Source organism: Sphingomonas sp. SORGH_AS_0870, assembly GCF_031453175.1.
Taxonomy (GTDB): Bacteria; Pseudomonadota; Alphaproteobacteria; order Sphingomonadales; family Sphingomonadaceae; genus Sphingomonas.
Genome location: NZ_JAVIYW010000002.1, coordinates 1,364,118 through 1,387,018, shown reverse-complemented (window position 1 = coordinate 1,387,018; position 22,901 = coordinate 1,364,118). Strand labels below are relative to the sequence as shown.

Here is a 22,901-nt window from a genome sequence, read left to right as displayed (position 1 = left end):
GTCCGCCTGGACTTTCGTCGCATCGCCTTGCCGTTTGCCGCCGTGATTCGTTGATCGGGTGATGACCCCAGACGCGATCCCCGCCCCTTCCGACGCCATCCCCGCCGCCACGCTGATCCTGATGCGTGAGGGCGCGGAGGCGGGCGACCCGCCCGAAATCCTGATGATCGAGCGCGGGGCGGCGTTGGCCTTTCTGGGTGGCGCCATGGTGTTTCCCGGTGGGCGGGTCGATCCGGGCGACCGGGCGATGGTCGCCATCGCCGATGCCGATCCGGAGGACAGCGCCGCGCGGATCGCCGCCATTCGCGAGACGATCGAGGAGGTCGGGCTGGTAGTCGGCATCGCCCCGACGCCTGACGGCGCCCGACAGGAAAGACTGCGCGACGGGGTGCGACGGGGCGAAAGCCTCGCCACGCTGCTGGCCGAGACCGGATCGACGCTGATGCCTGAGGCGCTGACGCCATTTGCCCGCTGGTGCCCCGAGCATGTCCCGGTCCGGCGGTTCGATGCGCGCTTCTATCTCGCCGCGATCGACCGGAGCCGCTCCACGCCCCGGATCGACGGCGGCGAAACCGTCCGCGCCGAATGGCTGCCTGCCGCCGAGGCGCTGGCCCGCGCCGATCGGGACGAGATACGGATCATCTATCCGACCCGCCGGACGCTGGAACGATTGGCGCTCTATCGGGATTTCCCCTCTGCCGTCGCCGATGCCCGTGCATGGCCGGTCCGGCGGATCATCCCCTTCCTGGCGGAGCATGACGGCGTGCCCAGCATCTGCATTCCCGACGATCTGGGCTTTCCGATCACCGCCGAGCCGGTGGCACAGGCCCGACGCGGCTGATGCGCGCGCTCCGCCGCTGGACGACCCTGGTGGTCGCGCTGGCGGGAGCGGCGATGCTGGGCCTGTTGCTCTGGAGCATGGCGCGGCGCCACCCCCAGGACATGCCCTGGGCGCCGCTCGACCTGGGGCAGCCGGTCGGGCTGTTTACGGGGCGCAAGCTGACGGCGCTCACCCAGGATCGCGCGCAATGCCTCGCGCTGCTGGAGCGGGCGGGGATTCGGCATAATCGCCTTCCCGACCGCCGTGACGGGCCGCAATGCGGCTATGACGATGTCGTGCGGTTCACCGCCGGTGGCGCGCGGACGATCGGCTATCGCCCCGCCTCGCTGGGCATATCCTGCCCGGTGGCGGCGTCGCTCGCGCTATGGGAATGGGACAGCGTCCAGCCCGCCGCGCGCGACCTGTTGGGCGCGCAGGTCGTCGCGATCGATCATCTGGGCAGCTATAATTGCCGCCGGATCAGCGGCCGTTCGTCCAGCGACTGGAGCGAGCATGCCAGCGCGAATGCGATCGACGTGGCGGGCTTTCGCCTGAGCGACGGGCGGCGGATCAGCGTCGCGCGCGACTGGAAGGACGACGGCCCGGCCGGGCGGTTCCTGCACCGCGTGCGCGACGATGCCTGTCGGCTGTTCGCCACGACCCTGTCACCCGATTATAATGCTGCCCATGCCGACCATTTCCATCTGGACCAGGCCTATCGCGGCCCGATGGGCTGGCGCGCCTGTCGATAGGGTGACGGAGCCCCCCGCTCCGCCACCGCCATGGTTCAGTTGGCCAGCGACGTACCGTTGGTGTCGACCTTCTCCACCCAATGCGGGAAGAAGGCGGGCTGGCGACTGGACCAGCCCGAAGCGGTCGCCGCCGCCTCGCTGATCGACTGGAGCAGTTGCCGCCGCAGTTCGGGATGCAGATGCGGCAGCGCCGCCGCCGAGCAGAAGACCGCGGGCAGCCAGGGCCGGACCTCGGCCCCGACCAGCCGCTCGTACAGGAAGCGGAAGGCCGAGAAGCTGGTCAGCCGCCCCTGCCCCAGATCGAAGGCGGCGATCGTCACGAACGGCGCCATGAAGGGTTCGAGCGACTCCAGTCCGCTGTCGACGGGGATATGGTGCCGGATCTCGGGCAGATTGCGATACAGCCGCGCCTGCGCCCGGATGCTCGCCGCCTCGACCACATCGCGCGACCAGCGCGCCATCGCATCCTCGCGGTCCAGGCCGATGTCGAGCGAGCGGCGGATATAACGCTGGGTCGCCGCCGCGAAACCTGCAAATTCCTTCATCTCGGCCAGTGTCATCGCGCCTTCGGCCGGTCTGTTCTTCGATCCCATGTGCTCACCCCGCCCATCGAAACTAACCCGATCATCATGCGCGCATTAGGTTAACGCAACGCTGAACGACCGGGCACAGAGCATCACGAAATTCGCCGCGCCGCAACATTGATTGCGACGAAGTGCAGGATGACGTTCGGAATTTTTCCGAATAGGCATGTCGGCGATGTTTTAGGCCCGTCGCGGCGGATATGCGTTTCGCACGCGGCCATAGGGTCGGCGGGTCTCTTGCCTGGCCGACGGGCGCGATGCCGGGGACGCGGCCGCCCCCGACATGGCTTTACTGCGGAACCGCCTCAGCGATCCTCTTCGGTATAGCCCGACGACTCGGCGGGGCCGTCACGGCCGGGCTGGGTGTTGGAGGGCGGATCGCTGGCATCCATCGATTCGTCGAGGCTCTCGTCGAGCTGGGCGTCGACATCCTCGGGGTTCTTGGCCAGATTCCCGGTGATGTCGGGGTCCTGTCCCGCATCCTGCTCGGGCGGGCGCGGACGGTTGCCCTGCTCGGCCTGGTCGCCGCCCGGCGCGACGGAAACGCTGTCGAGCGCGCGATCGTCGATGCTGTCGTTCATGGCAATTCCCCATCTGATTGGACAGGATCAACGAGCCATGACGCACAGCGTTCCTGCCCGCGCTCAGTCCAGACGGCGCACCTTAACCTGTTGATCGCAAAGCCAGGCTTCGCCGAACACGGTCATGAAGGCGATATCGGTCGCGTCGCGCCCCACACAGACCCGGACGATCTCGTCCGCACGCGCCATGCCGGTCGCATCGACCAGATGCCACGCATCGCCCAGCCACAATTCCGCGACCGCATGGAAATCGGGCGGATCGACGCCCGGCGCATAGGCCGAGACGCAGCGCGCCGGGATCTCCGCCGCACGGGCCAGCGCGACCAGCAGATGGGCATAGTCGCGACACACGCCGGTCCGCGACGCGAAGGTGTCGAGCGCGGTCGTCACCCCCTGCGAACTGCCCGAGCGATAGGTCATCCGCGTCGCCACCCATTCGGCCAGCGCCGCCGCCATCGCGCCGCCCGACAGCCCGGCGAAGCGTTGCCGCACGAACCCCTCCAGCTTGTCGGACTCGCAATAACGGCTGGGCAGCAGATAGGGGATCAGATCACCGCCCAGCGCCCGTGCGGGCGTCGCGGGCAGGGCATCGAGCGGCACCACCAGTCGCTCGACCGCCACCACCGCTTCATAGCGCGCACGCAGCGCATGATCGACCCGGACCCAGCAACGCTGGCCGATCCCGTCATCGCCGGGCACCGCCGTCACGCCATGGTCGGACCAGATGGTCAGCGCCTGATGCTCCAGCCGCTGGTCGGGCATCGCCGCCGCCTCGATCTGCAACAGGATGTCGGCGGGGTCGGTCACGGTATAGTCGAGCGACACTTCGATCGACAGGCGCATGCCGTCATCCTTTCACGAAAAAGGCCCGGCGGACGATCCGCCGGGCCCCATGGGACTTGCCCTGTTTCCAGGCGTCAGTCGCGGCTCGAGCCGGTCAGACGCAGGATGAACATGAACATGTTGATGAAGTCGAGATACAGGCTCAGCGCCGACATGATGACCACGCGGTCCTGCATCGACGTGCCGCGCACCTCATAATAGAGCGACTTGGTACGCTGCGTGTCATAGGCGGTCAGGCCCGCGAACAGCAGGACGCCGACGAAGCTGATGACCAGGCCCATCGTGCCCGACTGCAGGAAGATGTTGATCACGCTCGCGACGATCAGACCGACCAGACCGATGATCAGGAAGGTGCCGAACGCCGACAGGTCGCGCTTCGTGGTGTAGCCATAGAGGCTCAGCGCCGCGAAACCCGCCGCGGTGGCGAAGAACGCGCCCGCGATCGACGAACCGCTATAGACCAGGAAGATGGTCGACAGCGACAGGCCCATGACGACCGCGAACGCCCAGAAGAGCAGCTGCATCGTCGAGGTCTTCATCCGCGTCTGGCCCATGCTCAGCGCGAAGACGAAGCCCAGCGGCGCGAACATGATGACGTAGCGCAGCGCGCCGCCATTGAGGAAGACCTGCGCGGCCATGCTGTCGCGCCCGCCCCATGCGAAGAGCAGCGCGACGATACCCGTCAGCAGCACGCCCGACGACATGTAGTTGTAAACGGACAGCATGTACGAACGCAGACCCGCGTCATAGGCGGTCGAGCCCGTGGTGGCGGTGGTTCCGAACGGCGCGGCGCTCGGCCGTGGATCAGACCAGTTTGCCATGGTGAACTATTGCTCCTTTGACCGGCCATATGCCGGTTGATGGAAATATCGCTCTCTCGGGGACGCTTTTCAAGCCAAAGCGGTTCCCGTTTCATGCGTGCGTGCGATAGAAACATTTTGTCATGCTCCGCCTGTTCGTCGCCCTCCGCCCGCCCCGCGCCATTCGCGACCTGCTGACCGACGCCATGGACGGCGTGCCCCATGCCCGGTGGCAGGACGACGACCAGCTCCACCTGACTTTGCGCTTCATCGGCGAGGTGGATCGCCCGGTGGCCGAGGATGTCGCGGCGATGCTGGCGCAGGTCCATGCGCCCGCGCCCGTCGTCCGGATCGCGGGCGTCGGCGCCTTCGAGAAGCGCGAGCGCGCCGACACGCTCTGGGCCGATGTGACGCCGCACGACGTGCTGGCGCATCTGCACCGCAAGGTGGACCAGGCCTGTATCCGCGCCGGACTGCCCCCCGAGCACCGCGCCTATCGCCCGCACATCACGCTGGCCCGGATGCCGCGCAGCGCCGGGGCCGCGCCCGAGGTCGGCGCGTGGCGCGCCGCGCATGCCGGGCTTGCCAGCGCGCCCTTCATGATGGAGCATCTGGTCCTGTATCGCAGCGAGCTGGGGCATGGCGGCGCATCCTATGAACCCGTGATGCGTTGGCCGCTCGACATCGACCGGTAAGGACCGGCGCGCACATCCGTTTTTCGTTCGATCAGGGAGCCTCCGACATGAAATATCTCGCGCTGACGACCGCCGCCCTGCTGGGCCTGGGCCTGGCGGGTTGCGACCAGGCCAAGGTGGAAACCGGCGCCCCGACGCCCGGCGGTTCCAGCGCGACCGCGTCGCTCCAGACCGGGGCCGGTGTGGCGGCGGGCCGCGCGACCGCGACCGAGGTGGCGGGGGGCCTGCGGATCACGCTCGATGCCGAGAACGTCCCCGCCGGGATGCACGGGGTCCATATCCACACCGTCGGCCGCTGCGACGCGCCCGACTTCACCACCGCGGGCGGCCATTGGAACCCCACCCAGCGCCAGCATGGCAGCCTGAACCCGCAGGGCCCGCATGAGGGCGACATGCCCAACATGACGGTCGGCAATGACGGACGCGGCACGCTGGGCATCGTGTTGCCGGGCGCGACCATCGCCGGGCTGCTCGATGCGGACGGCTCGGCGATCGTCATCCATGCCGCCGCCGACGATCTGAAGACCGACCCCAGCGGCAATAGCGGCGGGCGCATCGCCTGCGGCGTGTTCCAGGCGAACTGATCCGCCGACCATGACCACGCCCCTGCCGACCCGCGCCTTTGGCGGCTTCCTGTTTGACATGGACGGGACGATCCTGAGTTCGATCGCCTCGGCTGAACGCGCCTGGAGCGCCTGGGCGACGCGGCAGGGGCTGGACGTGGCGACGTTCCTGCCGACCATCCACGGCGTCCAGTCGGTCGAGACGATCCGGCGGCTCAACCTGCCCGGCGTCGATCCGGTGGCGGAGGCGCATGCGCTGACCGAGGCGGAGATGCTCGACCTGGATGACATCGTGCCGATCGCAGGCGCGGCGGCCTTTCTGGCGGTGCTGCCGCCGGATCGCTGGGCGATCGTCACCTCGGCGCCCAAAAGGCTGGCCGAGGTGCGGCTGAAGGCGGCGGGGTTGCCGCTACCGGGCGTGTTCGTGACGGCCGAGGATGCCGAGCGGAGCAAGCCCGCCCCCGACGGCTTCCTGCTGGGCGCCAAGAAGCTGGGGATCGCGCCGCAAGACTGTCTGGCGTTCGAGGATGCCCCCGCGGGGATCGCGGCAGCCGAGGCGGCGGGGATGACGGTGGTGGTGATTACCGAGACGCATCGCGGGGCGATGGACACCGCCCATGCGATGGTGACGGACTATCGCGACCTGGCGGTGGAATGGGACGGGGCGAGTTTGAAGCTGGAGCACCGGGTCTGATCCCACCTGTTCCTCGGCGGAGGCCAGGGTTCAGTTTCTATCCAGCCTAGATGGCGGGATATCGCCGCGTGGGAGGCAGATACCCCCTGCCATTGAAAAGCCATCGCAACTGGGCCCCGGCCTTCGCCGGGGAACGGGTTAGAGAACGGTTACCCTGCCTAACCCCCGTTCAGCGTGAGCGCAGTCGAAGGTTAAGGGAAACCCTCCCCCTCAGACCGTGAAGCTCTCCCCGCACCCGCACGCGCCCTTGGCGTTCGGGTTCTGGAATACGAACCCGGCGGTGAAGTCGTCCTCGACCCAGTCCATGGTCGATCCGATCAGATACAGGATCGATCCGCCATCGACATAGAGCGTGCCGCCCGGCGTATCGATCCGCTCGTCGAACGCCTTGGCCTCGGTGACGTAATCCACCGAATAGGCCAGGCCCGAGCATCCCCGGCGCGGCGTCGACAGCTTGACCCCGATCGCCCCCTCCGGCGCACGCGCCATCAGGTCGGCGATCCGTGCCTCGGCCGAGGGCGTCAGGTTCAGCGCGGCAGGACGCGGGCGGAGTGTGGTCGCCATGGTCAGAGCATCCCCAGTTCGAGCTTGGCGTCGTCAGACATCTTCTGCGGGTCCCAGGGCGGATCCCAGATCAGGTTGACGTCGGCGGTCGCGATCCCCGGCACCGCCGAGACACGCAGTTCGACCTCGCCCGGCATCGACTCGGCGACCGGGCAATGCGGGGTGGTCAGCGTCATGGTGACGACCGCATGGCCGCCCTCGGTCACCTCCACGCCATAGATCAGCCCCAGGTCATAGATGTTGACCGGGATTTCGGGGTCGTAGATTTCCTTCAGCGCGTCGATGATCCCGTCATACAGCGCGCCGCCCGGCTGGGTGGGATCGTCGGCGGTCGGCTTTTGCGAAAGGAAGCCCGACAGATAATCGCGCTGCCGCTCGGCCGGTGCCTCGACCACGTCCTGCACGCGCGCCTTGGGCGGCTGCTCGACGCTTTCGACCTCTTCGATCTTGAAACTGCTCATCCGAAAATCCTCGTGACCCGCCGGACGCCATCCACCAGCGCCGCGACGTCATCGGGTCCGTTATACACGCCGAAACTCGCCCGCGCGGTGGCGGGCAGGCCGAGCGCCTCCATCAAGGGCTGGGCGCAATGATGGCCCGCCCGGATCGCCACCCGGCTCTCGTCCAATATGGTGCCGATGTCGTGGGGATGAACCCCCTCGACCGCGAAACTGACGATTCCGGCGGAGTCCTCCGGCCCCAGCAGCCGCACCGAGTTGATCGCCGACAGCCCCTCGCGCGCCTGCGCGACCAGAGCGGCCTCATGCGCATGGATCGCGTCCAGCCCGATGGCCGACACATAGTCGATCGCGGCATGAAGCCCGAGCGCCCCGACGATATGCGGCGTCCCCGCCTCGAACCGGCCGGGCGGCGGGGCATAGGTCGTCTTCTCGAAGCTGACCCGGTCGATCATCGACCCGCCACCCTGATAGGGCGGCATCGCCTCCAGCAATTCGGGCCGCGCCCACAGCACGCCGATGCCGGTCGGGCCATAGAGCTTGTGGCCCGAGAAGACATAGAAGTCGCAGTCGAGCGCCTTCACATCGACCGCGATGCGCGGCACCGCCTGGCACCCGTCGAGCAGGATCTTCGCGCCAACCCGATGCGCCAGATCGGCCGCACGACGCCCGTCGAGCACCGAGCCCAGCACGTTCGACACATGGCCCAGCGACACCAGCTTATGCGCCGGGGTCAGCATCTGCTCCATCGCGTCCAGGTCGATGCGGTGATCCGCCGTCAGCGGCAACACGTCGATCGCGACGCCCAACCGCTCCGCGACCATCTGCCACGGCACGATGTTGGAATGATGCTCCAGCATCGACAACAGGATGCGGTCGCCCGCCTTCAACTGGGTCGCGGCCCAGCATTGCGCGACCAGGTTGATCCCCTCGGTCGCGCCGCGCGTGAAGACGATCTCGTTCGCCGACCCCGCGCCGATGAACCGCGCGGTCGCTTCGCGGGCGGCTTCATAGGCGAGCGTCATGTCGGCCGAACGCTGATAGACGCCGCGATGCACGGTGGCATAGCTGGTGTCATAGGCCCGCGTGATCGCGTCGATCACGGCCTGCGGCTTCTGCGCGGTCGCGGCGGTGTCGAGATAGGCCCAGCCGTCCGGGATCGCGGGGAAATCCGCGACACGGTCGAGGGGAGATGCCGTCGCCATCAAATCCTCCCCATCTTCGATGGGGAGGGGGACCGCCGCGAAGCGGTGGTGGAGGGGCAAGCCCCTCCGGCCCCTCCACCCCTCGCTTCGCGAGCGGTCCCCCTCCCCGCGCAAGGCGCAGGGAGGATCTGGGTCATCACCATCAAAGCGCGGCCTCCAGCCAGGCATCTGCGTCCGCCGCAAAGGCCTCGCGCACCACCTCATTGCCGATACGATCGATCGCATCCGCCACGAAGGCCCGCGTCAGCAGCGCCTGTGCTCGCGGCTTGGGAATGCCGCGGCTCTGCATATAGAACAGCGCCTTGGCATCGAGTTCGCCCACGGTCGCGCCATGCGCGCACTTCACGTCGTCGGCGAAGATTTCCAGCTCGGGCTTCAGGTTCACCGTCGCGGTCCGCTGGAGCAGCAGGCCGCGAAGCGACTGTTCGCCGTCGGTCTTCTGCGCATCGCGCGCCACTTCGACCCGCGCGGCCAGGCTCGCCTGGCTGCGATCGGCGGCGACCGCGCGCCACAGCTGGTGGCTCTGGCCGTTCAGCGCGGCATGGCGCAGCGACACCGCGCACTCCTGCTTCAACTCGCCCCGGGTCAGCAGCGCGCCCCCGAACTCGGCATAGGCCCCGTCGCCGGTCTGGGTGATCCCGCCATCGATCCGCGCGCCCATATTGCCCGCCGCCAGGAAGGTCGCGGTCAGGCTCGCGCCCTCGCCCAGCTCGGCTTCCTCGCGCAGCGACACGAAGCCGCCGTCCTGCAACAGACGCACCGCGCGCATCAGCCGCGCCGATGCGGCGAGCTTCAGCCGCGTCAGCCGATTGGTCCAGCCGCGCCCGACATAGGTCTCATAGATCTGTGCCGCCGCATCCTCGGCCAGCACGATCTCGGCGGGCAGGTGATTGGCCGCGCCGCTGGCGACATGGACGATCTGCACGGGCTCCGCGACCGCGTCGCGCTCCAGCCGCAGCGACCAGCCACGCCCGAGCGCCTGGCGACCCAGCGGATGGTCGCTGGCGTCAATCTGGGTCAGCTGAACCGGGCCGGGGCTGCTGGCGCTTTCATCCAGCACGCCGTCGACGAACAGCAACCGCGCGCCCGGCAGATCGAGGAAGCGATCCGCACCCGCGACCGGCACCGCCCGCTCGCTCTCCGCCGCGCGGCGAAGCGCGTCGATATCGGCCCAGCGCCAGGCCTCTTCGCGGGTCGAGGGAAGTTCCAGCGTGGTGGTCACGCCACCGCTCCCTCGACGCCCGCATAGCCCTCACGCTCCAGCTCGAGCGCGAGTTCGGGGCCGCCCGAACGCACGATGCGGCCATCGGCCAGCACATGCACCCGGTCGGGCTGCACATAGTCGAGCAGCCGCTGATAATGGGTGATCAGCAGCACCGCCTTGTCGGGCGCGCGCATGATGCGGTTGATGCCGTCGCCCACGATGCGCAGCGCGTCGATGTCGAGGCCCGAGTCCGTCTCATCAAGGATCGCGAACTTGGGGTTCAGGATGCCCATCTGGACCATCTCGTTGCGCTTCTTCTCGCCGCCCGAGAAGCCGACATTGACCGGACGCTTGAGCATGTCCTGGTTCAGCCCCAGCCCATCCGCCTGCGCGCGGGCGAGCTTCAGGAACTCAGCCCCCGACAGCGGCTTTTCGTCCCGCTGCCCGCGCTGCGCGTTCAGGCTCTCGCGCAGGAACTGGACGTTGGACACGCCGGGAATCTCGACCGGATACTGGAAGCCCAAGAACAGGCCGGCGGCCGCGCGCTCGTTCGGCTCGAGCTCGAGCAGGTCGACGCCGTCGAACGTCACCGAACCCTCGGTCACTTCATAGCCCGGACGCCCACCCAGCACATAGCCGAGCGTCGACTTGCCCGCGCCGTTGGGGCCCATGATCGCGTGGACTTCGCCCGCATTCACCTCGAGCGTCAGGCCCTTGAGGATCGGCTTGCCGTCAATCTCGGCGTGGAGGTTTTCAATCTTGAGCATGACCGCCCTCTGAAAGCGCTGTAAGTTGGGTAAGATCGCCGCCGTAGCGGTGATAAATGGCAATTAATTCTTCGAGATCGGTCACCGTGACGGTGGATTGGTCAATGTCCATAAAGACACGGCGCCCGACGCCTTTCACGCTGCGTATGCAGGCAATCTGTTCCATCCAAAGGAAATGAGATGCCTCATCACCCCGCGACCGATATTTCGTTCCTTCAAAGAAGAATGGGCTATCCAACCGAACCCTCCAGCGAAATCCCCAGCAGCTTCTGCGCCTCGACCGCGAACTCCATCGGAAGCTGCTGCAGCACTTCCCGCGCGAAGCCGTTAACGATCAGCGCGACTGCCGCCTCCTGGTCCAAACCACGGCTCATCGCGTAGAAGAGCTGGTCCTCACTGATCTTGCTGGTCGTCGCCTCATGCTCGATCTGCGCGCTGGGGTTCTTCACCTCGATATAGGGCACGGTATGCGCGCCGCACTGGTCGCCCAGCAGCAGGCTGTCACACTGGGTGAAGTTGCGGACATTCTCGGCGGTCGCCGCCACGCGGACGAGCCCGCGATAGGTATTGTCCGACCGCCCGGCCGAAATCCCTTTCGACACGATGGTCGAGCGGGTGTTCTTGCCCAGATGGATCATCTTGGTGCCGGTATCGGCCTGCTGGCGGTTGTTCGTCACCGCGACCGAGTAGAACTCGCCGACCGAGCCGTCGCCCGCCAACACGCAGGACGGATATTTCCACGTCACCGCCGAACCGGTTTCGACCTGCGTCCACGACACCTTGCTGTTCTTGCCCTGGCAGAGCGCACGCTTGGTGACGAAGTTGTAGATGCCGCCGACGCCATTCTCGTCGCCCGGATACCAGTTCTGGACGGTCGAATATTTGATCTCGGCATCGTCCAGCGCGACCAACTCGACCACCGCCGCGTGCAGCTGGTTCTCGTCGCGCATCGGTGCGGTGCAACCTTCGAGATAGGAGACATAGGCCCCCTTGTCCGCGACGATCAGCGTGCGCTCGAACTGGCCGGTATTCTCCGCATTGATGCGGAAATAGGTCGACAGTTCCATCGGGCAACGAACGCCCTCGGGAATGTAGACGAAGGTGCCGTCCGAGAAGACCGCCGAGTTGAGCGTCGCGAAATAATTATCCCGCTGCGGCACGACCTTGCCCAGCCACTTGCGGACCAGATCGGGATATTCGCGGATCGCCTCGGAGATCGAGCGGAAGATGACGCCCGCCGCTTCCAGTTCCTTGCGAAAGGTGGTCGCAACCGAGACGCTGTCGAAAACAGCGTCGACCGCAACCTTGCGCGCACCCTCGACGCCCGCGAGCACTTCCTGCTCGGCGATCGGGATGCCCAGCTTTTCGTAGGTCCGCCGGATTTCGGGATCGAGCTCGTCCAGCGACGCGATCGTCTTCTTCTGCTTGGGCTCGGCGTAGTAATACGCGTCCTGATAGTCGATCGGCGGGATATTCAGCTTGGCCCAGTCCGGCGTCTCCAGCGTCTGCCACAGCCGGAACGCCTTCAGCCGCCAGTCGAGCATCCACTCGGGCTCGTTCTTCTTGGCCGAGATATAGCGGACCGTATCCTCGCTCAGCCCCTTGGGCGCGAAGTCCTGCTCGATCTCGGTGGCGAAGCCCCACTCATATTTCTTGTTGGCGGCGGCGAGCGCCTCTGCATTCTTCGTGGCCATCAGGCGAATACCCCCGGACGCAGCTCCGCGCCCATCACTTGCGATTCAACAGGATCGGCGGCGAGCGTCGCGAGCGTCACCCCGGAAAAGGCGGCGCGTACCGCCTGATTGACGACATGCCAATGCGGCCGGACGCGACATTGCATTTCCAGGCCGCATTCATGCGCAGCCCCCTCGACGCACGCGGTCAGCGCGATCGGCCCGTCCACCGCCTCGACGATATCGGCCAGGCTGATCGCATCCGCGTCGCGCGCCAGACGGATGCCGCCGCCGGTGCCGCGCGTGCTCTCGATCAGCCCGGCGGTGGCCAGACGGCTGACCAGCTTCTGCGCGGTGGGCAGCGGCACGCCCGTCTGCCCCGCCAGCAGAGTCGCATTGCTCCGCCCACCGGCACCCTCGCGCGCGGCGGCGGTCATCATCACGACCGCATAATCGGCTAGGCTGGAAAGGCGCATGATCTCCAATCGGATGGATTTGGTCCGATTGGCAAATGGGCGCGAGGGGACGGTTCGTCAACCGGGTTTCGCGTGCGGGAATTTCGATGGGTGTGAGTGAGGATGCCTCACTCTTCTTCTAAAGCCCCTCCCGTAAACGGGAGGGGTTTGGGGAGGGCACGCCCCAGGCGATGGTCTCGGTGAGACTCCTTGCCCTCCCCCATCCCCTCCCGCTTGCGGGAGGGGCGTGAGACTCAGCGGTGTTGGGTTACCGCCCGATCAGGCCTTGCGCGATCTCGTCCGCCACGTCCGAGGCGGGATGGCCCGTCTCGGCCGAGCGCTGCCACACCTGTTCCAGGCGCTCGGGGATCTTGGCGATGCGCGCCATGACCTCTGCCTCGTCGCCCTGACCCAGATATTCCAGACCGACATTGATGATGCCGCCCGCATTGATGACATAATCGGGGGCATAGAGGATGCCCGCTTCCGCCACACGCGCGCCGTCCTCGCGGGTCGCCAGCTGGTTGTTGGCGCCGCCCGCGACGACCTTGGCCTTCAGCCGCTGGATCGAATCGGCGGTCAGCACCGCGCCCAGCGCATTGGGGCTGACCAGATCGACGTCGGCGAACAGGATCTCGTCGGCCGGGGCAACGCTGGCGCCCAGTTCCGCCGCCATGGCTTCCGCCCGCGCCTGGTCGACGTCGGCGATGGTCAGCACCGCGCCGTCCTTGGCCAACAGCTTGGCCAGACCGCCGCCGACCGAGCCGACACCCTGGATCGCGACGCGCACGCCCTTCATGTCGGTCGCGCCCAGCCCGCGCTTGGCGGCCGCCTTGACGCCCAGATAGACGCCGTGTGCGGTATAGGGGCCGGGATCGCCGCCCGCCGCGCCGCTCGCGACCGGCAGGCCGGAGACATAGCGCGTCTGGGTCGCGATGACCTTCATCCGCTCTTCCGACATGCCGACATCCTCGGCGGTGACGTAACGGCCGCCCAGCGATTCGACCGCGCGGCCGAATGCCTCGAGCTGTGCGGTGGTGATGACGTCGCCCGGCTTGGCCGCCAGGACCACGCCCTTGCCGCCGCCCAGCGCCAGGCCCGCCATCGCATTCTTGTAGCTCATGCCGCGCGACAGGCGCAGCGCGTCGGTGATGGCGAGCGCGGGCGTGGCATAATGCCAGAAGCGCGCACCACCCGCCGCCGGGCCCAGATGAGTGGAATGCACCGCGATGACCGCCTGCAACCCCGATGCGGGATCGGTGAACAGATGCACGCCTTCATGCGCGTCGAAATCGGGAAAGCCCCAGTTCGTCATGCTCGTCCTTCGGTCCGACTAAAGCGGTACCGGACCGAGGCTTCTGACCCGGCCACCCAGATCGGCGAGGATATTGGGGGGACACGGGCCTGAAAGGGGCCGGTGCCGTGGCCAGCGAGTGGCCGGAAAGAATGGGGCGACCGACGGGACTTGAACCCGCAACTTCCGGCATCACAAGCCGGCGCTCTAACCAATTGAACTACGGTCGCCGCGAAGGCTTGCGCCCCTAAACGGGATCACCCGGTCTCGTCAAGCGCCCAAAACCGTCCCCGTCAAAAATTACCTCTCCGTCAAAAACGCCCCTGCGCGGAAAGCCGGTATCCGCCGCCCGATCCGGCGACGAAGCCCAGCTGCTCCAGCCGCGCCGCCGCCGCCGGGTCGCCCGGCGTCAGGACCAGGTCGGCGGTATAACGGCCATCGGGACGGATGCGCAGGTTCACCGCCTCGCTTCCCCCCTGTCCCGTCATCGGCAGCAGCAGCGCCCCCGCCTCGCACCGGGCATTGCCCGTCATCACCGGCGGCAGCGGCAGGCCGCCCGCCTCGCCCGCGACGGTCGCCCGCACCCGCCCGCCCGCTTCCTCGCACACGCCGTCGCGGAACCGCACGGTCACATCCTCCAGCGCCAGCGTCGTGACGGGCAGCGGCGCGAACAGCGTGGCGGCAGGCAGGCTGGCGGTCACGCCGTCAATCCCCATCGCATGGCGGCTGATCGTCGCCACGCCCAGGATCGGGCGGCCATCGGCCCCCGCCCCCTCGAACGCCAGCTTCGCCCGCCCGACCAGCAGCGCCAGCGGCGACAGCGACACGCGCAGGTCACCCAGCGCCACGTCGCCGAACCGCGCCTCCAGCATGCTGCCGCCCCAGATCGTCCCGCCGACCCGCCGCGCGCTCAGCCCCTGATCGGCCAGCCCCGTAGCCCCCAGCGCCAGCCGCATCGGCAGGAAGACGATCAGCGCCACGACCAGCATCGCGGCGAACAGCACCGGCGGACGGGTGGCGAGCCGCAACCGCATCACGACACCCGCGACCGCAGGACGAGCGCGACGCCCAGCGTCCGGTCGCCATTGTCGGTCAGCGTCGCCTGCTCGACCAGCACCCCGCCGCGCTCCAGCCGCGCCAGCCAGGGGGTCAGCGCGGCGGCGCGTGCCGAGGCGATCTGCGCGCGCACCCGGCCGGGGCCGTCCTCGGTCAGGCCGGACAGGGTGAAGCCCGCCTGCTCGGCCGACAGGCGGATGGTGTCGGCCAGCGTCCCCGATAGCGCGGGGCGGCGGCGGCGCTGGCGCAGTTCGTCGGCGATGGCCTGCGCCTCGCCCAGCCGGATCACCGCATCGGCATGGCGCTCGCGCGCGCTCGACAGGCCGTCGCCCAGCGGACGCAGGATGCCGCCCCAGAGGAGCGTGACGACCATCAGCGCGGCCATGACCAGCAACAACCGCTTCTCGCGGGTCGAGCGGCCGTCGAACCAGAGCTTGAGCGAGGTCATCGTCCGCGCACCGTGAATTCTCCCGTGATCCGCCCGCCCGCCGCGACGAAGGTGCTCGCCTGGACGGTGAAGCCCTGCGCCTCGATCGCGCGCTTCAGGTCGGTGGCCAGCGCCTCGCGGTCGACCGCCACGCCAAGCCTTATGTCGCCGCTCGGCTGGAAATCCATCGCGGTCAGCTCGGAACCGGGCACGCTGCGCACCGCCGAGAAGACCGCCGCCGCCGTCCGGCTGAACCCCTGGCCCGGCCCGCGCACCGCCGACAGCCGCTCGGCCAGTTGGCGATCGGCATCGACCAGCGTTTCTCCGCGCGGCAATGCGGTGCGCGCGACCTGCTCGATCCTGGCCTCGGTCGCGTCGGCGGCGAAGCTGTATTTGGTCCAGCGCACCAGATCGATCGCCAGCGTCACCGCGACGATCGCCAGCCCCAGCCAGCCGAGCCGCCGCACCAGCCGCCAGTCGATCGCGAAGGACCGGCGCCGCGCGAACGGCCCCTGCCGCAGGTCGAGCGCGGGTGCCGCCGCCGCCGCACCCAGCGTGTCCGCCAGCGTGTCGGCATCCAGATCGGCCAGCGGATCGTCGCCCGTCACGATCTCGGTAAAGCCGGGCTCGTCGGCAAAGCCCGAGGCGCGTCCGCGCACCACCCCCTGTCCGGCAAGGCTGCCCCGCACATAGCCCTGGTCGGGGCGCGGCAGCAGGAGCGGCGCGGGCACCACCGCCACCGGATCGACGCCCATCCCCGCCAGCCGATTGAGCCAGCCCGCCATCGCGCCGCGATTGACGATGCCGATGGCCCGGCTGCCCGCGTCATCCTCGCCCACCGCGACGTGCAGCTCGTCCATCGGCGCGGCGCTGACCTCCGCGGCCAGCAGCCGTGCGGCGGCGGCGGCCTGCGCGGTCGAGCGGGCGGGGATCTCCGCCCAGTGGAGCGACACCGCATCGGCGGGCGCGACCGCGATCACCTCGCCATCGCCCTGCGGCAGGCCCTCGCCCGCCGCCGCGACGCGCGCATCCTCGATCCGCATCCAGCGATAGTCGCCGCCCTCGCCCGGCGGCAGGAACAGGAGGTTGGTCGCACTCATCACTCTTCCCCCCATATCCGCGCCACCAGTTGCGGCGGCACCCGCCTGGCATCGACCAGCGCGCGCTCCTGCACCGCCACGCCGCCCAGCGTCACGTCGATGCGCAGGGCGAACCAGCGGGTCGTCACCGCCACGCCCCCCGCACCCGTCGCCCCCGGCACCTGCGCCCAAAAGGCGCTTGCGTCCGCATAGCCTTGCGGCGGGCGACGCAAAAGGGCCTGGGCGATGGCACCGGGCGAAATCGTATCGACCTGCGCCATCGCCACCAGCGGCGCCTGTTCGGGGGCGAGCGTATTGATATTGACCATGGTCGGGCTGGCATCGGGCAGCGTGCAGAGCCAGGGGCGCAGCCGGGCATAGAGTTCGGGCGTGACGCCGTTGACCATCCGCATCTCGCTGACATCGGCCATCAGCGTGCCGCCGGTCCGGTAAGGCGGATCGCGGCCCAGATAGAGCGCATCCTCCGCCCCGCCGCCTTGCGGGTTCTGGTCGCTGTCGATCCAGTCGGCGGTGGCGGCCGCGACCTGTTCGGCCACCTGCCCCGGCACGCCGATCAGCCGCATCAGCTTGGCGAAATGCGCCGTCTCGACGGCATTGCCGATCAGCATACCGGGCTGGCCGGGCGCGCGCTGTGCCAGGCCGTTGAGGTTGAAGCAGTTCCCGCCATCGGTGACCCGCGCGGTCGCGATCGCCCCGCCCGCGACATCGCCCAGCGGCAGCGCGAAGGGCCGGTCGCTCCACCCGCCGAGCAGCGACACCCGCCCCTGCGACCGCTGGAGCAGATCGCCGATGCGGATGATCGCCAGCGCCTCGGCCGCATAGGCAAAGCCGCGCGCCTGCTCGATCGCGACCGAATTGCCGCCCAGCCGGGTCGACAGCCGCAGCTTCTCCAGCGCGGTCGCGGCCATCACCGCGATCACCGCGACCAGGATCAGCACGGTGAGCAACGCCGCGCCGCGCTCGCCGGAGGGGGGCGGACGCCTAGCCATTGGGTGTCGGTGCAGGCGTCGGTGTGGGGGTGGGCGCCGGAGCCGCCGCGGCGTCGCCGATATAGCCGGTGCCGACCAGGAACAGCTGGCGAAAGATCATGCCGTCGTCGCGCACGATCGTCACCTCGGCCGCCTGCGGCAGGGCGATGCCGGGCGGCCCCTGCCACTGGTCGAGCCATGCGCCGTTGAAGCGATAGCGCAGGTGCAGCTCGCGGACATGGTCCATCAGCGCGGCGGGCTCCATCGGGGCCGCGCCGTCGAGCAGCGGCCACGCCACCCGCTCCAGCACATCGCCGTTCAGGCGGTAAGCGACCTTTTGCAGGGACGGGCGCTGCGCACCGTCCAGGTTGCTCCACCCGGCGCGGACCAGCCGCATCGCATCGGGCCCGGCGACCATCGCGGGGGTCAGCACCGCGCCCTCGTCGCGGGTCGGACGGTCGACCGCCTGGGCCAGGTCGGCGGACAGGATCGCGGTCGTCCGGCTGACCGCCGCCATCGCGTCCAGCTTCTGCCCCGTGACCGCCTGGGTCCGCACGCTCAGCGACAGGATCGCCACGGCGGCGGCGGCCAGCATCGAGAAGACGAGCAACGCCACCATGACCTCGACTAGGGTGAAGCCGTTGGCTTCGCCTCCATTCCGGCCTTCGACCGGGTCGGCCGAGCCGACCATCACGACGTCACCACCCCGACCGGCGGCGCGGGCCATGGCGGGCGGACCATCGTCATCCGTCCCACGACGCTTCCCGCGCTATTGGTCACCGCGACATCGATCCGCACCACGCGCACATCGCCCGTCCCACTGACGATCCGCGTCCATTTCCAGCTGCGCCCGCCATTCACCTCCGCCCCCGACGTCCGGCCGAGCGCGGGCGCCTGGGGATCGGTGACGGCGGCGATCGCGATGTTGCGCGCGACCATCTGCGCGACCAGCGTCTCGTCGAGGATCGAGGCACCCCGGATCGTCGCACTCTCCAGCCGGACGATCGCCATCGCCGCCAGGCTGAACACTGCCAGCGCGACCATGATCTCGATCAGGGTGAAGCCGCCTTCTCTTCCTCCCCTGCGAGGGGAGGTGGCAGGCCGAAGGCCTGACGAGGGGGCGTAACCGCCAGCGAGGGAGTGAATCGCGAGCGGCGACACCCCTCCGTCCCGGCTGCACCGTGCCACCTCCCCTTGCAGGGGAGGAATTGGGGCCACCTCACCCATCGACCCGCACCGTGCCGTCCGCGCCGATCCGCACGATGCTGCTGGCCCGGTCGCGCGTCAGGCGCAGTTCGACCGGACGGTCGGCCAGCCCCGTCACGTCGAAGGTGATCCGCACCCGCCCGCTGCTGTCGGGGATCGCGGCCTGTGTCCCGTCCTCCCATTGCGCGACGCGCAGCGGCTTGGCGGTCATCGGGCTCCACGCGCCGTCCGCGCGCCGGTCGAAGCCATAGCCGCCGCGCGTGACCCAGATGCTGACCGGCGACGCCTCCACCACCGCCACGTCATGCGCGGCGCGGACGCGCGCGGCGAAGCGCAACGCCTCGTCGGTCAGCCGCCCGCGCCGGTCGGGCAACGACCAGACCGCGATGGCGGAGGCCAGGCCGATGACGGTGATGACGATCATCAGTTCGACCAGGGTGAAGCCGTTTGCCCGTGCACTTCGACTTCGCTCAGTGCGAACGGAGGTCGAGGCCAGTTCCTCCGCTCCGTTCAGCCTGAGCGAAGTCGAAGGCCACGCCCCCCACCCGCCGCCGTCCCCGGCATCCAGGCGGGGCCGCGTCATCACTTATCCCAGTTGCCGATATCCGCGTTGATCCCCTCGCCGCCTTCCTTGCCGTCGGCGCCGTAAGTCCAGACATCCGCCTCGCCATGCTGGCCGGGCGCGGCATAGAGATAGGGGCGGCCCCAGGGATCGTCGGGCAGCTTCTTCAGATAGCCGCCCTTCTGATAGCGCGACGGATCGGCGAGACCGGCGGGCATCGACACCAGCGCCTGCAAGCCCTGCGCGGTCGTCGGGAAGGTCAGGTTCTGGAGCTTGTACATCTCCAGCCCGCCCTCGATCTGCGCGATGTCGGCCTTGGCCTTCTGCACCCGCGCGGTGTCGCCCGAGGGCAGCACGTTCAGCGCCACGATCGTCGCCAGCAGGCCGATGATGACGATGACGACCATCAGCTCGACAAGGGTGAAGCCGTCCTCGCGGCGCTTGCGGCGGGTCGGCCGTTGGGTGGGGTTACGCATCGACTTGTCCTCTCGACTCATTGTCCCGCCAGCGTGTTGAGCTGGAGGATCGGCAGCAGGATGGATAACACGATCGTCGCGACCACGCCGCCCATCACGACGATGATCGCGGGTTCGAGCAACGAGAGCGCGGTGGCGGTGAAGCGGTCGAACTCGCGCTCCAGATAGTCGGCGGCGCGCTCCAGCATCTCGTCCAGCCGCCCCGCCGCCTCGCCGCTGGCGGCCAGATAGGTCAGCAGCGGCGGAAACACCCCCGCCCGCCGCATCGCCGCCGAGAGACTCCCGCCGCCCCGGATCGCATCGACGATCGCGTCGGAGGCGACCCGCAGCCGCCGGTTGTGGATGGTACCCGCCGTCAGGGTCAGCCCTTCGAGCAGCGGCAGGCGGCTGGCGACCATCGTCCCCAATGTGCGCGCCATCCGCGCGGCGTGCAGGTCGCGCAGCAACCGGCCGAGCAGCGGCAGCCTGAGCAGCCAGCTATCGAAGGACAGCCGGATCGACGGCACCTTCAACGCGCGCCAGAATGCGACGCCGCCCAGCACCGCGACGCCCGCCATCAGCCACCACCAGCCGACCAGCAGGTCCGACACGCCGATGACCATGCGGGTCAGGAAGGGCAGTTCCTGCCCGACCGTGTCGAACTGCTCGACCACCTGCGGCACGACGAACATCATCAGCGCGGTGACGACACCCATCGCCACCACCGCCAGGATCGTCGGATAGGCGAGCGCGGTGATCAGCTTGCCCCGAATCTCCGCCTGCCGCTCCAGAAGGGCCGCGAGCCGTTCCAGGATCGTCGGCAAGGTGCCCGAACTCTCCCCCGCCGCGACCATCGCGCGGTAGAGCGGGGGGAAGCTCTTGGGCTCGCGCGCCATCGCATCGGCAAGACGGCGGCCTTCGGTCACGCCCTGATGCACCGTCGCGACGATGGCGCGCACCCGCTCCTGCTCGGTCTGGCGGGTGATGGTGCGCAAGGACTCCTCCAGCGGCGAGACGCGGTTGAGCGTGGCGAGCTGGCGGGTGAAGAGCGTCAGCTGCTTGACCGACATGCGCGCGCGGCCGAGCTTCAGCCCGAACAGCGGGCGGCGCTCGGCAGTGTCGCCGCTGCCCGGCTTGACCGAGACGACATAGAGACGCTGTTTCTCCAGCGCGGCACGCGCGGCGTCGGCAGTCTCGGCGGGGATGAAACCCCGCTTTTCGGCGCCCTTGGTGTCGATGGCGACATAGTCGAACCCGGCCATGTCAGCGCCTTACCCCATGCACCACCCCGGCGAAGGCCGGGGTCCAGTCGCGATGCCGGTGCAGACGCGGGGTTTCGGATGGAAATCCTATCTCACGCGGAGACGCGGAGACGCGGAGAGAAGATTGGTTCGCGCAGAGGCGCAGAGGACGCAGAGACGACTCGTGCGCGGCAGCGCACAGCTTTTTCAAGCAGCCAAAGCAGGAGGGCCGCTGGCGCGGCGAGAACGACATCTCTGCGTCCTCTGCGCCTCTGCGCGAACACACCTTTCTTCTTCGCGGCTTCGCGCCTTCGCGTGAACACAGCTTTGCTCTCCGCGTCTCCGCGTCTCCGCGTGAACGCGAATGCACGACGCACGGCGACTGGACTCCGGCCTTAGCCGGGGTGGAGCGGTAGGTGGGGCGAGCGCACATCCCCCTCACCCCGCGTCGGAGTCTCGGCGGGACACGCGGATGGCTTCCTCCGCCGTCGTCACGCCGTCCAGCACCAGCGTCCGCGCGGCGCTGGCCAGCGGCTGTTGCCGGGCAAAGGCGTGCGCGGCGATCGCCTGTTCGTCGCCGCCTTCGTTGATCAGCCGCCGGATGGTGTCGTCGACCCGCACCGCCTCATAGACGCCGGTCCGGCCCTTATAGCCGCTGCCGTTGCACTGGGGACAGCCGACCGCTTCGTACACCGTCGCCTGCGGGTCGATGCCGAGCAGCGGCGCAACCGTGTCCCGGGCCGCGACCGGACGCTTGCAGGCGGGACAGAGCCGCCGCACCAGCCGCTGCGCGATGACGGCACGCAGCGTCGAGGCGAGCAGGAAGGGCTCGACCTTCATGTCGCGCATCCGGGTGATCGCGCCGACCGCATCGTTGGTGTGGACGGTCGACAGCACCAGATGCCCGGTCAGCGACGCCTGCACCGCGATCTCGGCGGTCTCGCGGTCGCGGATTTCGCCGACCATCACCACATCCGGGTCCTGGCGTAGGATCGCGCGCAAGCCCGCCGCGAAGGTCAGCCCGACCTTGGCGTTGACCTGGGTCTGCCCCACCCCTTCCACCGCATATTCGACCGGGTCCTCGACGGTCAGGATGTTGCGGCTGCCATCGTTCAGCAGGCGCAGCGCGGCGTAAAGGCTGGTCGTCTTGCCCGAACCCGTGGGGCCGGTGACCAGGATGATGCCGTTGGGCTCGCTCAGCGCCTCGCGCAGCAGCGCATACATGGCCGGGTTCATCCCCAGCGCGTCGAGGTCGATCCCGGCATTCTCCTTGTCGAGGATACGCAGCACCACCCGCTCGCCCGCACGGCTGGGCAGGGTCGAGACGCGCACGTCGAGCAGCTTGCCGCCCAGCGTCAGCGCCATGCGCCCGTCCTGCGGCACCCGCCGCTCGGCGATGTCGAGCCGCGCCATGACCTTGATGCGGCTGACCACCACGGGCGCGACATGCGGCGGCATGCGCAGCGTCTCGCGCAGCACGCCGTCGATCCGCATCCGGACGACCAGGCCGGTCTCATAGGGCTCGATATGGATGTCCGACACGCCGTTGCGCGCGGCATCGGCGATGATGCCGTTGATCAGGCGGATGGCGGGCGCGTCGTCGGCGGTGTCGAGCAGATCCTCGGCGGTGGGAATTCCGTCGGCCAGCATGTCCAGCTCGTCGCCCATGCCGACGGCCGCGATCGCCGTCGCCTGTCCGTCCATCGCATAGGCGTCGGACAGCAGCCGGTCGAAGGCCGGTCCCTCGACCCGGGCGATAGCGAAGGGGCGGCCGATATGGCGGCGGAGCTCGATCAGCGCGCGCGGGTCCGCGCCTTCGCGCAACGCGACGGTCAGCGGGTCGGCGCTCTGGACCACCGTGCCGAACTTGCGCGCGAAGGCGTAGGGAATGGTCAGCGGGGCGACCAGCTCCAGCGCTTCGTCGGGCATGGGGA

General features: G+C 68.8%; 28 protein-coding genes and 1 tRNA gene. 5 read left to right on the top strand and 24 right to left on the bottom strand.

The features are described 5' to 3' along the window. Positions 1–61: 61 nt before the first annotated feature. Both QE363_RS07110 and QE363_RS07105 read left to right on the top strand, forming a co-directional pair. Positions 62–841 (top strand): NUDIX hydrolase, encoded by a 780-nt coding sequence (locus QE363_RS07110; RefSeq protein WP_309693628.1) that lies wholly within the window; start codon positions 62–64, stop codon positions 839–841. Next, positions 841–1,572 (top strand): extensin family protein, encoded by a 732-nt coding sequence (locus QE363_RS07105; protein ID WP_309693626.1) that lies wholly within the window; start codon positions 841–843, stop codon positions 1,570–1,572. The genes QE363_RS07110 and QE363_RS07105 overlap by 1 nt, the downstream gene beginning before the upstream one ends. Before the next feature lie 35 nt (positions 1,573–1,607). On the opposite strand, the gene QE363_RS07100 is transcribed toward QE363_RS07105, so the two are convergent. The 4 genes from QE363_RS07100 to QE363_RS07085 form a co-directional block, all read right to left on the bottom strand. Further along, positions 1,608–2,165, bottom strand: a complete 558-nt coding sequence (locus QE363_RS07100) for a hypothetical protein (protein ID WP_307103923.1) — start codon at positions 2,163–2,165, stop codon at positions 1,608–1,610. A 296-nt stretch (positions 2,166–2,461) separates the two neighbouring features. Then, entirely contained in the window at positions 2,462–2,737 is a 276-nt protein-coding gene (locus QE363_RS07095; RefSeq protein ID WP_309693622.1) for a hypothetical protein, read from the bottom strand. Positions 2,738–2,800: 63 nt separating this feature from the next. Continuing rightward, positions 2,801–3,580: a transglutaminase family protein gene (locus QE363_RS07090; RefSeq protein WP_309693620.1), complete on the bottom strand. Its 780-nt coding sequence runs from the start codon at positions 3,578–3,580 to the stop codon at positions 2,801–2,803. A 74-nt stretch (positions 3,581–3,654) separates the two neighbouring features. Continuing rightward, positions 3,655–4,401, bottom strand: a complete 747-nt coding sequence (locus tag QE363_RS07085) for a Bax inhibitor-1/YccA family protein (RefSeq protein WP_309693618.1) — start codon at positions 4,399–4,401, stop codon at positions 3,655–3,657. 122 nt (positions 4,402–4,523) lie between these two features. Here QE363_RS07085 and thpR point away from each other — a divergent pair, with 122 nt between their 5' ends. Genes thpR through QE363_RS07070 form a run of 3 tightly spaced genes read left to right on the top strand, consistent with a single transcriptional unit; the run spans position 4,524 to position 6,332 of the window. Then, the gene (gene thpR, locus QE363_RS07080) at positions 4,524–5,075 is read left to right on the top strand and encodes an RNA 2',3'-cyclic phosphodiesterase (protein ID WP_309693616.1); all 552 of its coding nucleotides are present in this window, start codon (positions 4,524–4,526) and stop codon (positions 5,073–5,075) included. Positions 5,076–5,122: 47 nt separating this feature from the next. Beyond that, positions 5,123–5,659, top strand: coding sequence for a superoxide dismutase family protein (locus tag QE363_RS07075; RefSeq protein WP_309693613.1), 537 nt, complete (start codon positions 5,123–5,125; stop codon positions 5,657–5,659). A gap of 10 nt (positions 5,660–5,669) precedes the next feature. Then, on the top strand, positions 5,670–6,332 hold the full coding sequence (locus QE363_RS07070; RefSeq protein WP_309693611.1) for an HAD-IA family hydrolase: 663 nt from the start codon (positions 5,670–5,672) through the stop codon (positions 6,330–6,332). A 210-nt stretch (positions 6,333–6,542) separates the two neighbouring features. Here the strand turns inward: QE363_RS07070 and QE363_RS07065 are convergent, their stop codons facing one another. The 20 genes from QE363_RS07065 to gspE form a co-directional block, all read right to left on the bottom strand. Further along, positions 6,543–6,896 carry an iron-sulfur cluster assembly accessory protein gene (locus tag QE363_RS07065; protein ID WP_309693609.1) on the bottom strand — a complete coding sequence of 118 codons (354 nt, stop codon included), beginning with the start codon at positions 6,894–6,896 and terminating at the stop codon, positions 6,543–6,545. A gap of 2 nt (positions 6,897–6,898) precedes the next feature. Next, on the bottom strand, positions 6,899–7,357 hold the full coding sequence (locus QE363_RS07060; RefSeq protein WP_307103911.1) for an SUF system Fe-S cluster assembly protein: 459 nt from the start codon (positions 7,355–7,357) through the stop codon (positions 6,899–6,901). Continuing rightward, complete coding sequence (locus QE363_RS07055; RefSeq protein WP_309693606.1) at positions 7,354–8,559, bottom strand: cysteine desulfurase; 1,206 nt, start codon at positions 8,557–8,559, stop codon at positions 7,354–7,356. Before QE363_RS07055 ends, QE363_RS07060 begins: the two co-directional genes overlap by 4 nt. Positions 8,560–8,701: 142 nt before the next feature. After that, a complete protein-coding gene (locus QE363_RS07050; protein ID WP_309693603.1) occupies positions 8,702–9,781 on the bottom strand; it encodes a SufD family Fe-S cluster assembly protein in 1,080 nt (359 codons plus the stop codon). After that, positions 9,778–10,530 carry a Fe-S cluster assembly ATPase SufC gene (gene sufC, locus QE363_RS07045; protein ID WP_309693600.1) on the bottom strand — a complete coding sequence of 251 codons (753 nt, stop codon included), beginning with the start codon at positions 10,528–10,530 and terminating at the stop codon, positions 9,778–9,780. The genes QE363_RS07050 and sufC overlap by 4 nt, the downstream gene beginning before the upstream one ends. Next, entirely contained in the window at positions 10,517–10,696 is a 180-nt protein-coding gene (locus QE363_RS07040; RefSeq protein ID WP_309693598.1) for a hypothetical protein, read from the bottom strand. The genes sufC and QE363_RS07040 overlap by 14 nt, the downstream gene beginning before the upstream one ends. Positions 10,697–10,760: 64 nt before the next feature. Continuing rightward, complete coding sequence (gene sufB, locus QE363_RS07035) at positions 10,761–12,224, bottom strand: Fe-S cluster assembly protein SufB (RefSeq protein WP_309693596.1); 1,464 nt, start codon at positions 12,222–12,224, stop codon at positions 10,761–10,763. Continuing rightward, entirely contained in the window at positions 12,224–12,679 is a 456-nt protein-coding gene (locus QE363_RS07030; RefSeq protein ID WP_307103900.1) for an SUF system Fe-S cluster assembly regulator, read from the bottom strand. Before QE363_RS07030 ends, sufB begins: the two co-directional genes overlap by 1 nt. A 247-nt stretch (positions 12,680–12,926) precedes the next feature. After that, a complete protein-coding gene (locus QE363_RS07025) occupies positions 12,927–13,973 on the bottom strand; it encodes a Glu/Leu/Phe/Val dehydrogenase dimerization domain-containing protein (protein ID WP_309693593.1) in 1,047 nt (348 codons plus the stop codon). 132 nt (positions 13,974–14,105) lie between these two features. After that, positions 14,106–14,182: transfer RNA gene (locus QE363_RS07020), tRNA-His, on the bottom strand. A gap of 81 nt (positions 14,183–14,263) precedes the next feature. Next, positions 14,264–14,986 carry a type II secretion system protein N gene (locus QE363_RS07015; protein ID WP_309693589.1) on the bottom strand — a complete coding sequence of 241 codons (723 nt, stop codon included), beginning with the start codon at positions 14,984–14,986 and terminating at the stop codon, positions 14,264–14,266. Continuing rightward, on the bottom strand, positions 14,986–15,456 hold the full coding sequence (gspM, locus tag QE363_RS07010; RefSeq protein ID WP_309693586.1) for a type II secretion system protein GspM: 471 nt from the start codon (positions 15,454–15,456) through the stop codon (positions 14,986–14,988). The genes QE363_RS07015 and gspM overlap by 1 nt, the downstream gene beginning before the upstream one ends. Further along, positions 15,453–16,535: a type II secretion system protein GspL gene (gene gspL, locus QE363_RS07005; protein ID WP_309693584.1), complete on the bottom strand. Its 1,083-nt coding sequence runs from the start codon at positions 16,533–16,535 to the stop codon at positions 15,453–15,455. Before gspL ends, gspM begins: the two co-directional genes overlap by 4 nt. Next, entirely contained in the window at positions 16,535–17,524 is a 990-nt protein-coding gene (gspK, locus tag QE363_RS07000; RefSeq protein WP_309693581.1) for a type II secretion system minor pseudopilin GspK, read from the bottom strand. Before gspK ends, gspL begins: the two co-directional genes overlap by 1 nt. Continuing rightward, positions 17,517–18,230, bottom strand: a complete 714-nt coding sequence (gene gspJ / locus QE363_RS06995; protein ID WP_309693578.1) for a type II secretion system minor pseudopilin GspJ — start codon at positions 18,228–18,230, stop codon at positions 17,517–17,519. The genes gspK and gspJ overlap by 8 nt, the downstream gene beginning before the upstream one ends. Beyond that, positions 18,194–18,649 (bottom strand): type II secretion system minor pseudopilin GspI, encoded by a 456-nt coding sequence (gspI, locus tag QE363_RS06990; protein WP_405053213.1) that lies wholly within the window; start codon positions 18,647–18,649, stop codon positions 18,194–18,196. The genes gspJ and gspI overlap by 37 nt, the downstream gene beginning before the upstream one ends. Positions 18,650–18,722: 73 nt before the next feature. Next, entirely contained in the window at positions 18,723–19,292 is a 570-nt protein-coding gene (locus tag QE363_RS06985) for a GspH/FimT family pseudopilin (RefSeq protein ID WP_309693572.1), read from the bottom strand. Beyond that, a complete protein-coding gene (gene gspG / locus QE363_RS06980; protein ID WP_307103881.1) occupies positions 19,292–19,747 on the bottom strand; it encodes a type II secretion system major pseudopilin GspG in 456 nt (151 codons plus the stop codon). Before gspG ends, QE363_RS06985 begins: the two co-directional genes overlap by 1 nt. 17 nt (positions 19,748–19,764) lie before the next feature. Beyond that, positions 19,765–20,988: a type II secretion system inner membrane protein GspF gene (gspF, locus tag QE363_RS06975; RefSeq protein ID WP_309693568.1), complete on the bottom strand. Its 1,224-nt coding sequence runs from the start codon at positions 20,986–20,988 to the stop codon at positions 19,765–19,767. A 417-nt stretch (positions 20,989–21,405) separates the two neighbouring features. Next, on the bottom strand, positions 21,406–22,896 hold the full coding sequence (gspE, locus tag QE363_RS06970) for a type II secretion system ATPase GspE (protein WP_309693565.1): 1,491 nt from the start codon (positions 22,894–22,896) through the stop codon (positions 21,406–21,408). Positions 22,897–22,901 lie beyond the last annotated feature (5 nt).